Consider the following 13263-nt stretch of genomic DNA (forward strand, 5'->3'; position numbering starts at 1 on the left):
TTAGCTTGCGGGCCGGGCGCGGGCTGTGCATCCATCACGCATTAGCTGTACTGCCCGTGTGAGGTTCCCCTATGGCCGGCGATCTGGACAATTTTCTGAAGGCAGCCCTGCATATGGCTGAATTGGCACGCCCTGCCGCCCGCGCGGTCTGGGAGCAGCCGGGCAGGGCGGATTTCAAGAAAGACGGTTCAATGGTGACCCGTGCCGATCTGGAGATCGAGCAGCTGTGGCGGGCCTTCCTGCAGGAGGAATTTCCGGAGCACGGCATTTGGGGCGAGGAGTTCGGCGGCGATCAGGCGGCTGGGGGCTGGACCTGGGTGCTCGACCCGATTGACGGAACTCGGCACTTCGGCATGGGGTTGCCCGGCTTCTCTTCCCTGATCAGCTTGTGTCTGGATGGTGTGCCGGTGCTTGGGGTGATGGATCTGCCGCTTGGCGGCGCCTGCTTCAGCGGCATCCGCGGGGGGGAGGCACTGCTGAATGGCAGGCCGCTGCAGGTATCCGGTGTGGCAAGCCTGGACCGCTGCCAGGCGGCGATTGCCAATCACGATGCTTTCCCCGGTGAAACGGCCCGAATTTACGAGGCTCTGCGTGAAGCGGCGCAGGTCAGCGCCTTTGACGCAGGCTCTCCGGCCTATGGGGCTTTGGCGCATGGCAAGCTGGATCTGGCCATCAACGGCACCGATCTGGAGGGGTTCGACATCTGCGCGCTGGTGCCGATTGTCGAAGGGGCTGGCGGTGTCATTACCGGCTGGGCGGGTGAGCCGCTGTCGCTGGCATCCTGCGGCGGTATCATCGCAACGTCTTCGCAAGCCTTGCACGCGGAAGCATTGGATCTGATCGCCAGCGCCGTGCAGCCCGGGACCCTGGTTTAGCCTGTTCTGCTGCGCGCCACGGCGCGGCCGGTGCACAGCTCCAGCATCCGGCGGAACTTGGGGCATTCCAGATGGCTGGGCGCCGGGCAATCGGCCACATGGCGCAGCGCGTCGCGCAGGGTAGTCAGTTCGCGTATCTGCTCCTCCAGCGCATCGGCCCGGGCGTGCAGCTGATCCCGCGGCAGGTCTGGACGCCCGTCCTTGCCGAACATACCGGCAATTTCCTGCAGCGAAAAACCGGCTGCCTTGCCCATTGTGATCAGCGCCAGCTGCAGCAGGGTTTCCGGGCCGAACTGCCGCCTGAGCCCCTTGCGCCCGATTGAGGTGATCAGGCCCAGTTCCTCGTAATACCGCAGGGCAGAGGCCGCGACGCCCGAGCGTTCGGCGACCTCTCCGATGTCCAATGTCTGCATTTTCATCCTCAAGCTGGCTTTAACCGCAAAGCTGGCACTTCGCGCCCGTACTGGCAAGGTCAGCCGAGCGAATTGGCTTGACTTAAAGCGGACCTGAAGTCGTAGGCCTGCCTCAGACGTGATGTTCAACGCAGGGAAAGGTGAAGAATCCCATGGAAAGCAGCCTTATTTTCAACGCATTACTCATCGGCACAGGGGCAACAATGGTCATGGACCTGGGCACGCTGATCCAGAAGCACCTGCTGTCGCTGCAGACGCTGGACTACGCAATGGCTGGACGCTGGCTGGGCCACGCTGTTCGGGGGCGTTTCATTCACCGGCCGATCATGGCCAGCGCGCCTGTCCGCGGCGAGCGGCTGATTGGCTGGGCCGCGCATTACTTGACCGGCGTCCTGTTTGCGACGCTGTTCCTGTCTGCGGCGGGCGCGGGCTGGCTTGAGAACCCCAGCCTATGGCCGGCCCTGGTCTTTGGCATCCTGACGCTGGCAGCGCCGTTCCTGGTCCTGCAGCCGGGAATGGGCGCAGGCCTGGCAGCGCGGCGGACGCCGGCCCCGAACGCGGCGCGTCTGAAAAGCCTGGCAACGCATCTCACCTTCGGGGCAGGGCTGTGGCTGTCGGCGCTTTGCCTCACTCTGCTGTAGAGCCGGCTGGCCAAAGTTCCCTCAGCGGAGGGCCAAATCCAAAAAGCCCCGCCAGATGGCGGGGCTTTCATACATTCTGAAAACAGCCGCCTTAGCCGCCGTTGGAGTAGAGGCTCTCGTAGATCGGAACCAGGGTCTTGTCCTCAAACAGCGACGACACGCTGGTGCCATGCCAGATGTTCAGGATCGCCTGGGTGAACAGCGGCGCAGTCGGCACGATGCGGATGTTCGGCGCGGCCTTCACTTCTTCGGTCGGCTGGATCGAATCGGTCAGCACCAGCGATTTCATCACCGAGTTGGTGACCCGCTCCACCGCCGGGCCGCTCATCACGCCGTGGGTGATATAGGCGTGCACTTCCTTGGCGCCGTTGTCGAGCAGCACCTGGGCGGCCTTGCACAGGGTGCCGGCGGTGTCGCACATGTCGTCGACGATCAGGCAGATCTTGTCCTTCACATCGCCGATCACGGTCATCTCGGCCACTTCGCCCGGCTTCTCGCGGCGCTTGTCGACGATCGACAGCGGCGCGTTGATGCGCTTGGCCAGCTCGCGGGCACGGGCCACGCCGCCAACGTCAGGAGAGACCACCATCAGCTCGTCCATCCGGTCCTTGAACTGGTCCTTCACGTCCAGCGCAAAGATCGGCGAGGCATAAAGGTTGTCCACCGGAATATCGAAGAAACCCTGAATCTGGGCGGCGTGCAGGTCCATGGTCAGAACCCGCTCGATGCCGGCGCCGGTCAGCATATTGGCGACCAGTTTCGAGGAAATCGGGGTGCGGGCCTTGGTGCGGCGGTCCTGGCGGGCATAGCCGAAGTAGGGGATCACTGCGGTGATCCGCTGGGCCGAGGAGCGGCGCAGCGCGTCTGCGATGATCAGCAGCTCCATCAGGTTGTCGTTGGCCGGGTTCGAGGTCGGCTGGATGATGAACATGTCCTCGCCGCGGACATTTTCATAGACTTCGACGAAGATCTCGCCGTCATTGAACCGCTCGACGCGGGCGTCCACCAGCCCCTGATCAACACCGCGGTGCATGCTCATGCGGCGGGCGATGGCTTGGGCAAGAGGGAGGTTGGCGTTCCCAGCAATAAGCTTGGGTTCGTTCAAGGTCGGCATTGGCTGATATCCCCAGGCAGCAATGGCTATGTGTCAGATTCGTGATATTGAACCCCGCTTAGCATGCACATACCTTCACGCAAAGTTATTAGCGGGAGAAACAACCAATGGCAGCTTTGGACTTCTACTTCTCAACCTTGTCGCCCTTTACCTATCTGGCCGGCACAAGGCCCTGGGAGATCGCCGCCCGCCATGGCGCCACGGTCAATTGCAAACCGCTGGATATCATCTCGCTGTTTCCCCGCACCGGCGGCACCCCTCCGGGCGAGCGGCATCCCTCGCGGCAGGAATACCGGCTGATCGAGCTGGAGCGGCAGGCGGCAAAGCTGGACATGCCTATCAACCTGAAACCTGCCCATTGGCCCACCAATGCGGCGCCCTCCTCCTATGCCATCATTGCAGCGCAGCGGGCAGGCGGCGGCGATATGGGAGCGCTGGTGTCTTCGATCCTGCGCGCCTGCTGGGCAGAGGAGAAGAACATCGCCGAGGACAATGTGATCCGCGACTGCCTCAGTGGCGCCGGCTTCGACCCAGCGCTGGCCGACAGCGGTCTCCTGGCCGGCGCGGAGGCCTATGCGCAAAACCTCGAGGATGCAGTCAGTGCAGGCGTGTTCGGTGCACCGTTCTGGGTAACCGCGGATGGGGCGAGGTTCTGGGGCCAGGACCGGCTGGCAGACCTGGAGATACACCTGGCGGGGCAGGCAGAGTGAAGGATCAACCTGCAGGCATATTCTCCCGCAGCTTCGGCCGCGGCCCCCGCCAGGTTCTGGCAGTGCATTGCTCGCTGGCTCATTCCGGGGCCTGGCGCGGGCTTGCCATGGCGATGGAAGAAGAGGTCACCCTTACCGGTTTCGACATGCTTAGCCACGGGCGCAGCCCGGATTGGGACGGTAAGGGCAATTACCAGTTGCTGAATGCTGATGCTGGTCTCAGCTTGCTCGGCGGGCCAGCTGATCTGATCGGCCATTCCTTCGGCGCCACAGTGGCGCTGCGGATGGCGATGGCCAGGCCGCATCTGGTGCGCAGCCTCACTCTGATTGAACCGGTGCTGTTTGCGGTGGCCGGCGAAGATGACCCGGCGGTACTGGAGGCATTGACTGCGGCAGACGCGCCGGTGGCGGCGGCCCTTGCAGCTGGTGACATTGCGCTTGCCACCCGGCTGTTCAACCGGATGTGGGGCACCGGCCATCCGAAATGGCCGGACCTTCCCGAACCGGCCCGCGCCGCCATGATACGTGCCATGCCGATTATCCCGGCGACACGCAAAACACTCTATGAGGACGCAAACGGCACGCTTGCCCCGGGCGCATTGGAGCCGGTTGCCATGCCGGTCCTGCTGCTTGCAGGGCAAAACAGCCCGCCAGTGATGGAGGTGATCGTCAACGGCCTCGCCCGCCGCCTGCCCAAAGCGCAAGCAAGGACAATTGCCGGCGCCGCCCACATGCTGCCGGTTACGCACCCGGACGAGACGGCAAATCAGATGCGCAGCTTCTGGGCGCAGGCCTGACCCGGCGCGCAAGCGCCTGCTTCTTGCCGCTTCTTTCTGGTCTCAAATACCCCCGGGGGAGGCCCGTGAGGGCCGGGGGCAGAGCCCCCTTTCAGCCTTGCAGCAAGGCGAGAAAAGCACGGATGCGGTCTTCCGGAAGCGACCAGTCGCAGACAAAGCGTGCGGTGACCAGGTCATCTGCCGGCCCGTCCAGGGCCCCGTCCCACAGGTGATAGACGGCGCCTGCCTCGAACAAGGCCTGATGCTGGGCCCGGGGCAGGGCAGCAAAGAGCATGTTGGCCTGCGGCTCATGGGTAAATTCAGCCCCCGCAGCCCGCAGCCCTTCTGCAAGCTGCGCCGCCTTGGCATTGGCAGCACGGGCATTGTTCAGCCACAGATCATCGCTCAGATACGCCAGCATCTGTGCCGACAGGTAGCGGTGCTTGGAGAACAGGTGCGCGCCGCGCTTGCGGCGGTATTCGAATTCCTGCGCGTGTTTGGGATCAAAGAAGATCACCGCCTCGACCCCCAGGCAGCCGTTCTTGGTGCCGCCGAAAGAGACCGCATCCACGCCGGCCTTCCAGGTCATCTCGGCAGGCGTGCAGCCGAGCGACACCAGCGCATTGGCAAAGCGCGCACCATCCATATGTACGGGCAGGCCGTATTCGCGAGCCACAGCGCCAAGCGCCTCCAGCTCCGCAACCGTGTAAACCGTGCCGAGTTCGGTTACCTGAGACAGCGAAACCGGCCCGCGCTGGGGCCCGTGCACGCCGCGGACCTCTTCGCCTTCGATCGCCGCGCGCAAGGCATCAGGCGTCATCTTGTCCGCATCGGTCACCGGCGTCAGCTTGGCTCCGCCGGTGAAGAACTCAGGCCCGTTGCACTCGTCCTGGAGGATATGCGCGGGCCGGGTGCAAAAGATGGTTTGCCAGGGCTGCGCCAGCGTCGACAGGGCAAGCACATTTGCTGCCGTGCCAGTCGCCACCAGATACACCGCCGCCTCCGGCGCTTCAAAGATCTCCCGGATCCGCGCCGTCACCTCCGCCATTTCCGCATCCGCGCCATAGCCCATGGCATAGCCCTGGTTGGCCTTGGCCAGTGCGTCCAGGATCTGTTGCGGCACCGGGCCGGAATTGTCAGAGGCGAAATGCATGGGGCGCGGGCTCCTTGAAAACCGGGAAAGGAAAAGTCAGGTCGGTTCCTCGATGATGTGGTCTTCCCACTCGTCTTCGGAAATCTCGAATTCCGACACGGTCCAGCCGCGCACCGAAACACCGGCATCATGCACGCTTTCCGGGGTGCCGGTCAGCAGCGGGTGCCACTCGGGCAAAGGCTTGCCCTGCCACAGCAGCCGGTAGGCGCAGGTCTCAGGCATCCAATAGGCGTGGGTATCCAGGTTGCTGGGCGTCAGCACGATGCATTCGGGGATGAACTGGTGGCGGATCGGATACTGGGCACAGCGGCAGGTGCTGTCATCCAGCAGGCGGCAGGCCACCCGGGTCAGAGCGACCTCGCCGGTCTCCTCATCCTCCAGCTTATTCAGGCAGCATTTGCCGCAGCCGTCGCACAGCGCTTCCCATTCTTTCTGGTTCAGCTCAGCAAGCGGCTTCTTTTCCCAGAACCGCTTGCCCAGGCCCGAGCGGTCAATGACGTCCTTCACCGGTTTCATAGCGCTGCCAGGATTTCGCGCGATTTGGCGCAATCGGCATCCATCTGTTCAATCAAGGCATCGAGCCCGTCAAACTTCAATTCAGGCCGCAGGAAATCCACCAACCCGACCGACAGCGTTGCACCATAGAGATCGCCCGAGAAATCAAACAGGAAGGTCTCGATATTCGGCACCTCGCCGTCGAACATCGGCCGCACACCGATGGAGGCGGCGCCGAGATGGCTGCCCTCATGCGGCCCGTCCAGCACATCGACCAGCACCGCGTAAACCCCGAACCGGGGCTGGTGCAGCCCGTCGATCGACATATTGGCGGTCGGAAAGCCCAGCTCCCGCCCGCGCTGCTCGCCGCCGATCACCACGCCTTCGATCCGATGCCAATGGCCCAGCATCTCCTTGGCATCTGCCGGGCGGCCTTCGCTCAGCGCATTGCGGATCGCGGTCGAGGAGACCGCATGCTCGGAGTATTCCATCAAGGGCGCAATGGTGACGCCAAAGCCGTACTCATCACCGAAACGCTGCAGGTCTTCGGCGTTGCCTGCACGGCCCTGGCCAAAGCAGAAGTCGGCGCCGACCACCACATGCGCCAGCCCCAGGCCTTCAGCAATCACATCGCGGGCGAATTCCTCAGGTGTCAGGCTCGACAGCGCCGTGTTGAAATTCAGCTCATACAGCCGCTCCACCCCCAGCTTCTCCAGCCGGTGGGCGCGGGTCTCGGCGCGCATCAGCCGGAAAGGCGGGGCATCGGGCGCAAAGTACTCACGCGGGTGCGGCTCAAACGTCATCACCCCCAGCGGCGCCCCGGGCGCGGCTTTGCGGGCCAGCTCGATCACCGACTGATGGCCCAGATGCACGCCGTCGAAATTGCCGATGGCGACGGTGGCGCCCCGGTCCTGGTCTTCGACGAATTCATAATCTCTGACGATACGCATGGCGCATGCCTATCGCTATGGCGCGAGCGGTTCAAGCGGCCAGTGGCGCACGAGGGAAGAGGCCGGGCATGCGCCTGCCCGCGGGGGGCGCTGCGCGCCTTGTTCCGGGCGGGTGTCACCTTGGGAAATTACAGGTATGCGCCCACCCGGGTCCTGCAATATCCAGGTTCTACTGGCCTGTAACCCTGCGGGGGCCGGAGCGGTTGCCGACGTCTGCAAAGGCATCTGAAAAGCCGGACAGGGAGAAACGTGCCGTTCGGCGCACATGTGGATCATCAAACAGATAAAAATGAATTTCTCCAGTCTGGCCGCGGAGGTATTCCTTAAGTGTCTTACTCGTTAGCCCCAATTGGATGAGGCACCGCGACTTCCGGCAAACCGTATAATCATAGGCGAGCCATTGGCCGCCATCTATTGAGATTGTGATCCCGGGTTTCAGAAGGGCGTTTCCGGACACCCTGATTTCGAACCCTGCCACGGCTTCACCCGACTGAACCGGAAAGCCGCTGATCTCTACGGTCTCCTGATCAGGGGTACGCAGTTTCTGTTGAGCCGTGCATTCTCCGGTTTTCCTTTCGCAGAGAACTTCCCAGTCGCCGTGTTTCGCGACCTTTTTGGGTTTTGCGCCGCTTGCCGTTGCCAGAGCGATCATGGCGGTGGCGGCGGCAAGAACTTTGAACATATTTATTTCCATTGAATTGGTTCAATGGAGGGCAAAGTAATGAAGTGCGAGGTCGTGGCAAGACATTCCAGTCACAGGCTTGGCGGCTGTTGCGCCCCCACCGTACGCCCCCTTCATATGATCCTCACGCGCCCCGGGCATACTCCTCTGTGATCGATCCCCCGCCTTGGTCCCGCGCAAGGGCCATGATACAAGGCGCAGGCGAACTGTGAGGCCGCCTGCGCAGCACCCGGAGACCGGCCCCGATAAAAAGGGGGTCGTGCAAGCACGCTTGTCCGAGCAGGCCCCGCGGGGTCTGTCCACCTCCACCCGGCGGCGCCGCCACTCTTCATGGGACCCGCGCCAAACAGACGGCAGCCGGCAAAAGAAAAACCGCCCGGGCAGGCTGCCCTGGCGGCTCAATATGCTGCGCGCACGGGCCAAACTGCCGTCAATGCCGCTTCTTTCTGGTCAAAAATACCCTTGGGGTGAGGCCCGGCACGGGCCGAGGGGGCAACGCCCCCTTTTGAAGGCCGCCTCAGTCGAACTTGCGCGAAGGCGCCATCACCATGGCTTCGCCGATCAGCACCTTCTTGCCGTCCACCATGCAGCGGCAGTCCAGCTTGACGCGGCGCTTTTCGATCACGATGTCGGTCACCTCAACCTCGGCCAGCACCATGTCGCCCGGGCGCACCGGCGCCAGGAACTTCAGCGACTGGCTCATGTAGATGGTGCCGTGGCCGGGCAGCTGCTCGCCGATCACCGCCGAGATCAGCCCGGCGGTCAGCATGCCATGGGCGATGCGGCCCTGGAACATGGTGTCATTGGCGTATTCGTCATCCAGGTGCACCGGGTTGTGGTCGGTCGAGACCGTGGCGAACATCTGGATGTCCTCATCGGTGATCACTTTGCGCACATAGCGGGTCATGCCCATCTCGATGTCTTCGATGCAGATGGTTCCGCGCGGCATGTTGTCCAACATTCGATCCTCCGTTCGCCTGTTTTCTTGCAGGCGTCGATGAAACATTTGCGCGCCCGATTGCCCGCTTGCGCAACTTTATTACTTTGCAGGTGCAGAAAATCAAGAGGTTTCTGACAAAGAAAAACCCCGCCGGCAAGGGCGGGGCTGGACGTCTCATGAAGGCACCTGGCACGATGCCAGGCGCAGCCAAAGGCCGTTTTACCGCAGGAAACCAATGGCATAAGTCGGCGCGGACTGCTCCTGCGCGAGATAGGCTGCCAGCGCCTCCGCGTCCGGCTGGACCGATGTCTTTGTTTCTCTGGCCGCAAGGCCGCCGGTGATGAACAGAGAATCGATGCCTTCGCCCATGGCGCCGGCAATATCCGTATGCGGCCCGTCGCCGATCGCCAGGATCTCGGAATCGGCAATCCCCGGCGCCACTTCCTGCAGCCGCAGCCGGGCCAGATCATAGATCGGCGGATGCGGCTTGCCGAAGTAAAGGCTCTCGCCGCCCATTTCGGTGTAAAGCTTTGCCAGCGCGCCTGCGCACCACTCCCTGGTCTCGCCGCGGTCGACGATGATGTCCGGGTTGGCGCACAGCAGCTTCATGCCTTTCTGCTTGGCATAAAGGAAATCCGCCCGGTTCACCTCCGGATCCGCCATGGTGTCGAAGGGGCCGCAGCAGACGATGCCCTCGGCCTCCTGCAGCGGCACCCGGGTGATCTCCACCGGCTCATGGATCACATGCAGCGGCTCGAAAAAGCCCGCGTCGCGCTGCCATTCTCCCATGAAGTAGACCTTGTTGCCCACTGCGCCGGTGAACATCGCTGCCCGTGCGGAATCGCCCGAGGTCGAGATGGTGTCATAGGCGTCTGCAGGCACGTTGAACTGCCCCAGCTGCGCCGCCACGCCCGCGCGCGGTTTCGGCGAGTTGGTGACCAGCACCACGATGCCGCCCTGCGCCCGGTACGCCTTGAGTGCCGCCACCGCATCAGGGAAGGCAGTGATGCCGTTGTGCACGCAGCCCCAGAGGTCGACAAACAGTGCTTTGTAGCGGCTGGAGACTTCGGACAGGGAGGAGATGATCTGGGTCATGGGGGCTCTCTCGGATTTCCGTTGCGACAGCTATGGCAGAGGCGGAGGGGAATGACCAGCCGCCAGGCAGTGGCAAACCCGGCACCAGAATCACCCATGCCGGGTGCGAGCTGACGGTCAAAGACGCGCGCGTATTTTGTCAGGGTTTCGGCGGTGCACAACTAAGCGGGCCAGCTGGTTTTCAGGGATCCGCGACCGCCCGGCTCGAAGTGCCAGACCGCGGGAAGCACCGTGGCCGGGCAGACTGAAGTTAAGGCTGTGTCTTGAAAACCTGTTCAATACCAGCGACTTGTACGTTTTTCGGTGTTCCCGGCCCGGAACCTTCCTTGCACCGCGGCGGCAGAGCCGGCCTGCGAAGCAATCACCCGCCAAGGCCGCCTGCAGAAGTGCAGAAAACGAAACATTGAAAATCCAAGTTTTCCTTAATGACTCTTCTTTAGGGTGTATTTTGAGCAACTGTATGGTGTGTTAGCGATGTTTCGTACTCTTCCAATGAAAACCCGGCTGTTTTATTCCGGTGTGATTTCGATTGCTTCTGTTGTCATCCTCGCGGCAGCCGCGGTCTACAGCCTGTGGCAAAGCGAGCTGGAGCTGGAGCGGCAGATCAATGCCACCAATGCCATCCGGCACGAGCTGATGGTGGACAAAATGCATGATGCGGTCGAGGCCGGGGTGGTGCATGCGCTGCTGGTCGGTCCGCAAGGAGCCGCCGCCAAGCAGGATCATTTGCTGTCCAAATTCGCCAGCGATGTGCAATCCATGCGGGATTCGGTTGCAGCCTTGCAGCAGGTGGAGCTGTCCGGCGTAATCCGGCAGCATGTGATCGAACTGCTGCCTGTGACTGCGGCCTTCCTGGAGGAGGCGCAAAAGGTGATGGATCTGGCATTTAAAGATGCCGCTGCCGCCGGGGCGGCCCTGCCGCAGCTGCAGGAACGCTACGAGGCGCTGGATGCGGCGCTGGTGCCGCTGGGCAAGGAGATCAAGCAATTCGCCGAGAAAACAGCCACGGAGGCGCGGGCGCATGATATGCAGCTGCTTTACGGGCTGATGGGTTTTTCGGCGCTTGCGGTGCTGATTATGGCCCGCAATGCCCGGCAGGTGGTGGTGACGATCACCCGGCCGATTGCGCGGCTGCGTGCGGCCTTGCGCGAAGTCGCCGAGGGCGATCTGGGGCTCAAGGTCGCGGACCGGATGCGGTCGGATGAATTCGGCGAGATCGCCGCGGATATCGATGCGATTTCCAGCCGGGTGATCAACGCGCTGGATGAGCAGAACGGGCTGCGGGAAGAAAGCGAGAAGGTGATCGACCGGCTGCGGGCGGCGCTGCAGCGGCTATCAGAAGGCGACCTCACCGACCGGATCAACACCAGCTTCAGCGGTGACTATGATCCGCTGCGGGTGAACTACAACGAGACCGTCGACAAGCTGAACGAGCTGATGGCCGATGTGGTGCGCGCCGGGCGGCGGATCCAGCAGCAGTCGGGCGAAATCCAATCCGCTTCCGAAGAGCTGTCGGGCCGCACCGAAAGCCAGGCCGCGACGCTGGAACAGACCGCGGCGGCGCTGGAGCAGATGACCGCCAGCGTCAATTCCTCGGCCCGCAACGCCCAGGAAGTGCAGACTGCGGTAGAGACTGCACGCGGCGATGTCGAGACCAGCGGCCGCGTAGTCGAAGGCGCGATTTCCGCGATGAACGAGATTGAGGCCTCCTCGAACCAGATTTCGCAGATCATCACGGTGATCGACGATATCGCCTTCCAGACCAACCTGCTGGCGCTGAATGCCGGGGTCGAGGCCGCCCGTGCAGGCGAGGTTGGCCGCGGCTTTGCAGTGGTTGCCTCCGAGGTCCGGGCGCTGGCGCAGCGCTCTTCGGATGCCGCGAACGAGATCAAGGGGCTGATCACTGCCAGCTCCGCGCATGTGAAGGACGGTGTCGAAAAAGTGGACGGCGCGGGCAAGGCGCTGACCACCGTGGTCACCCAGGTCACCAACATTGCCGAATTGGTGTCCGGTATTTCCAGCGAATCCGCCGAGCAGGCTCAGGGTCTGAACGAGATCAATTTGGGCGTGTCCCAGCTCGACTCGGTGACACAGAAAAACGCGTCCATGGTGGAAGATTCCGGCAATGCGATCCGGGTGATGAACAACGAAACCGTTGGGCTGAACGAATTGGTCAGCCAGTTTACCCTGCGCGAAGGGGCCGGCGGGGCTTCCCCGGCGGCGGGCTGGCAGCCGCAGCCCGCTGCGGCGCATCCGGAGGTGGCAGACCTGCCGCAGGCCGTTGCGCCGTCCGCGCCGAACAGCGCAATTTGGGAAGATTTCAATGACGGCAGTGAAGCCTGGCCGGAAGAGGATGCCGGGCCGGTGGCCAAATCCGCCTGATCCGGATGCCTGATCCGGCGGCGGCCGCAAACCGCCAGAAGCCTGAAATGCGAAAGGCGCCCCGCGGGGCGCCTTTGCTGTTTGGTCCGGCCTGAGGGGGCGGTTACACCTTCAGGTTCGGGATGATCTGCTTTTTGCGGGACATAATGCCCGGCAGCACCACAGTGTCGCCCGCTGCATCGGCGCCGAAGGACTTGCTGGCCACGGTCTTTACCAGGTCGTTGGGCACCAGCAGGGTGGCTTCCTCGTTCAGGATGTCGACTACAAACAGCAGCACCTGATCAACGCCGTCCTCAGACGCCACGGTGGTCATGGTGTCCATCAGCGAGGCCTTGCGGTCCAGTACAACGGCCGGAGCGGTGGTTTCCAGAACCGAGACGCGGAACTTGGTGCCGTCGACTTCGTATTCCTTGGAGTCCATGCGCAGCAGCTCGGCATCGGAGAAGGAAGAGACGTCCGACTTGGCGGCAAACATTTCGGCGGCGTATTCGGAGATGCTGATGCCCAGGTCGGCGGCCAGCTTCTCGGCCACGGCCTTGTCGTGCGCGGTGGTGGTCGGCGAACGGAATTCCAGGGTGTCGGACAGGATACAGGTCAGTGCCGCGCCTTTGATGGCTTCCGGCATCTTGGCGGCGTCGTCGCCCATCAGGTCGTGCATGATGGTGGCGGTGCAGGCCAGCGGGCGGATGGTGATGTCGATCGGGCCTTTGGTTTCCAGGCCGCCGACCAGCTTGTGGTGGTCGATGATCGCCTGCACGTCGGCGCCGTTGATGTTGGCGGGCAGCTCGGCCGGGTTGTTGGTGTCGACGATCACAACAGCTGCGTCATCAGCCACATCTTCGATGATTGCGGGCTTCTCAAAGCCCCAGCGCTGCAGCATGAAGGCCGCTTCGGTGTTCGGCTCGCCCAACAGTTTGGGCTCGGCGGCAACGCCTTTCACTTCGTTCAGGTACCAGGCCCAGACTATCGGGGAGCCGGTGGAATCGGTGTCGGGGGATTTATGGCCGAAAACTTGAATGGTCATGTGACTGTCCTGT

Annotated in this window: 14 protein-coding genes; 5 read left to right on the plus strand and 9 right to left on the minus strand. The window is 62.9% G+C overall.

The annotated features are described in order from the left end of the window. Window positions 1-71 precede the first annotated feature (71 nt). A complete protein-coding gene (locus tag RA19_RS02955; protein ID WP_039159428.1) occupies window positions 72-875 on the plus strand; it encodes an inositol monophosphatase family protein in 804 nt (267 codons plus the stop codon). Here RA19_RS02955 and RA19_RS02960 read toward each other — a convergent pair. Beyond that, window positions 872-1288 carry a helix-turn-helix domain-containing protein gene (locus RA19_RS02960; protein WP_039159430.1) on the minus strand — a complete coding sequence of 139 codons (417 nt, stop codon included), beginning with the start codon at window positions 1286-1288 and terminating at the stop codon, window positions 872-874. The two genes, RA19_RS02955 and RA19_RS02960, sit on opposite strands and share 4 nt — an antisense overlap. A gap of 152 nt (window positions 1289-1440) precedes the next feature. Between RA19_RS02960 and RA19_RS02965 the strand changes: the two genes are divergently transcribed. After that, a complete protein-coding gene (locus RA19_RS02965; RefSeq protein WP_039159432.1) occupies window positions 1441-1929 on the plus strand; it encodes a DUF2938 domain-containing protein in 489 nt (162 codons plus the stop codon). A 91-nt stretch (window positions 1930-2020) separates the two neighbouring features. Here the strand turns inward: RA19_RS02965 and RA19_RS02970 are convergent, their stop codons facing one another. Beyond that, window positions 2021-3043 carry a ribose-phosphate pyrophosphokinase gene (locus tag RA19_RS02970; protein WP_039159434.1) on the minus strand — a complete coding sequence of 341 codons (1023 nt, stop codon included), beginning with the start codon at window positions 3041-3043 and terminating at the stop codon, window positions 2021-2023. 107 nt (window positions 3044-3150) lie between these two features. Between RA19_RS02970 and RA19_RS02975 the strand changes: the two genes are divergently transcribed. Next, the gene (locus RA19_RS02975; RefSeq protein WP_039159436.1) at window positions 3151-3753 is read left to right on the plus strand and encodes a 2-hydroxychromene-2-carboxylate isomerase; all 603 of its coding nucleotides are present in this window, start codon (window positions 3151-3153) and stop codon (window positions 3751-3753) included. Continuing rightward, window positions 3750-4550 (plus strand): alpha/beta fold hydrolase, encoded by an 801-nt coding sequence (locus RA19_RS02980; protein WP_039159437.1) that lies wholly within the window; start codon window positions 3750-3752, stop codon window positions 4548-4550. Before RA19_RS02975 ends, RA19_RS02980 begins: the two co-directional genes overlap by 4 nt. Before the next feature lie 91 nt (window positions 4551-4641). Here RA19_RS02980 and RA19_RS02985 read toward each other — a convergent pair whose 3' ends face one another. From RA19_RS02985 to RA19_RS03010, 6 genes are all read right to left on the minus strand, one after another. After that, on the minus strand, window positions 4642-5682 hold the full coding sequence (locus tag RA19_RS02985; RefSeq protein ID WP_039159440.1) for a threonine aldolase family protein: 1041 nt from the start codon (window positions 5680-5682) through the stop codon (window positions 4642-4644). Between the two features lie 36 nt (window positions 5683-5718). Next, window positions 5719-6189, minus strand: a complete 471-nt coding sequence (locus RA19_RS02990; RefSeq protein WP_039159671.1) for a YcgN family cysteine cluster protein — start codon at window positions 6187-6189, stop codon at window positions 5719-5721. A gap of 5 nt (window positions 6190-6194) precedes the next feature. Further along, a complete protein-coding gene (locus RA19_RS02995) occupies window positions 6195-7127 on the minus strand; it encodes a bifunctional riboflavin kinase/FAD synthetase (RefSeq protein WP_039159442.1) in 933 nt (310 codons plus the stop codon). A 169-nt stretch (window positions 7128-7296) separates the two neighbouring features. Then, on the minus strand, window positions 7297-7809 hold the full coding sequence (locus RA19_RS25635) for an invasion associated locus B family protein (RefSeq protein WP_052261620.1): 513 nt from the start codon (window positions 7807-7809) through the stop codon (window positions 7297-7299). A 517-nt stretch (window positions 7810-8326) separates the two neighbouring features. Further along, window positions 8327-8770 (minus strand): MaoC family dehydratase, encoded by a 444-nt coding sequence (locus RA19_RS03005; protein ID WP_039159444.1) that lies wholly within the window; start codon window positions 8768-8770, stop codon window positions 8327-8329. A gap of 198 nt (window positions 8771-8968) precedes the next feature. Continuing rightward, a complete protein-coding gene (locus RA19_RS03010) occupies window positions 8969-9844 on the minus strand; it encodes a TIGR01459 family HAD-type hydrolase (RefSeq protein ID WP_039159446.1) in 876 nt (291 codons plus the stop codon). A 474-nt stretch (window positions 9845-10318) separates the two neighbouring features. Between RA19_RS03010 and RA19_RS03015 the strand changes: the two genes are divergently transcribed. Continuing rightward, on the plus strand, window positions 10319-12226 hold the full coding sequence (locus tag RA19_RS03015) for a methyl-accepting chemotaxis protein (RefSeq protein ID WP_039159448.1): 1908 nt from the start codon (window positions 10319-10321) through the stop codon (window positions 12224-12226). Between the two features lie 103 nt (window positions 12227-12329). On the opposite strand, the gene RA19_RS03020 is transcribed toward RA19_RS03015, so the two are convergent. Continuing rightward, window positions 12330-13250 (minus strand): manganese-dependent inorganic pyrophosphatase, encoded by a 921-nt coding sequence (locus RA19_RS03020; RefSeq protein WP_039159449.1) that lies wholly within the window; start codon window positions 13248-13250, stop codon window positions 12330-12332. Window positions 13251-13263: the final 13 nt, after the last annotated feature.

It is taken from the genome of Leisingera sp. ANG-M1 (genome assembly GCF_000813745.1).
Classification (GTDB): Bacteria; Pseudomonadota; Alphaproteobacteria; order Rhodobacterales; family Rhodobacteraceae; genus Leisingera.

Coding starts and splice junctions, on each gene's coding strand:
- RA19_RS02955 (WP_039159428.1), top strand. CDS start 72: ATGGCCGGCGATCTGGACAATTTTCTGAAGGCAGCCCTGCATATGGCT.
- RA19_RS02960 (WP_039159430.1), bottom strand. CDS start 1,288: ATGCAGACATTGGACATCGGAGAGGTCGCCGAACGCTCGGGCGTCGCG.
- RA19_RS02965 (WP_039159432.1), top strand. CDS start 1,441: ATGGAAAGCAGCCTTATTTTCAACGCATTACTCATCGGCACAGGGGCA.
- RA19_RS02970 (WP_039159434.1), bottom strand. CDS start 3,043: ATGCCGACCTTGAACGAACCCAAGCTTATTGCTGGGAACGCCAACCTC.
- RA19_RS02975 (WP_039159436.1), top strand. CDS start 3,151: ATGGCAGCTTTGGACTTCTACTTCTCAACCTTGTCGCCCTTTACCTAT.
- RA19_RS02985 (WP_039159440.1), bottom strand. CDS start 5,682: ATGCATTTCGCCTCTGACAATTCCGGCCCGGTGCCGCAACAGATCCTG.
- RA19_RS02995 (WP_039159442.1), bottom strand. CDS start 7,127: ATGCGTATCGTCAGAGATTATGAATTCGTCGAAGACCAGGACCGGGGC.
- RA19_RS25635 (WP_052261620.1), bottom strand. CDS start 7,809: ATGTTCAAAGTTCTTGCCGCCGCCACCGCCATGATCGCTCTGGCAACG.
- RA19_RS03005 (WP_039159444.1), bottom strand. CDS start 8,770: ATGTTGGACAACATGCCGCGCGGAACCATCTGCATCGAAGACATCGAG.
- RA19_RS03010 (WP_039159446.1), bottom strand. CDS start 9,844: ATGACCCAGATCATCTCCTCCCTGTCCGAAGTCTCCAGCCGCTACAAA.
- RA19_RS03015 (WP_039159448.1), top strand. CDS start 10,319: ATGTTTCGTACTCTTCCAATGAAAACCCGGCTGTTTTATTCCGGTGTG.
- RA19_RS03020 (WP_039159449.1), bottom strand. CDS start 13,250: ATGACCATTCAAGTTTTCGGCCATAAATCCCCCGACACCGATTCCACC.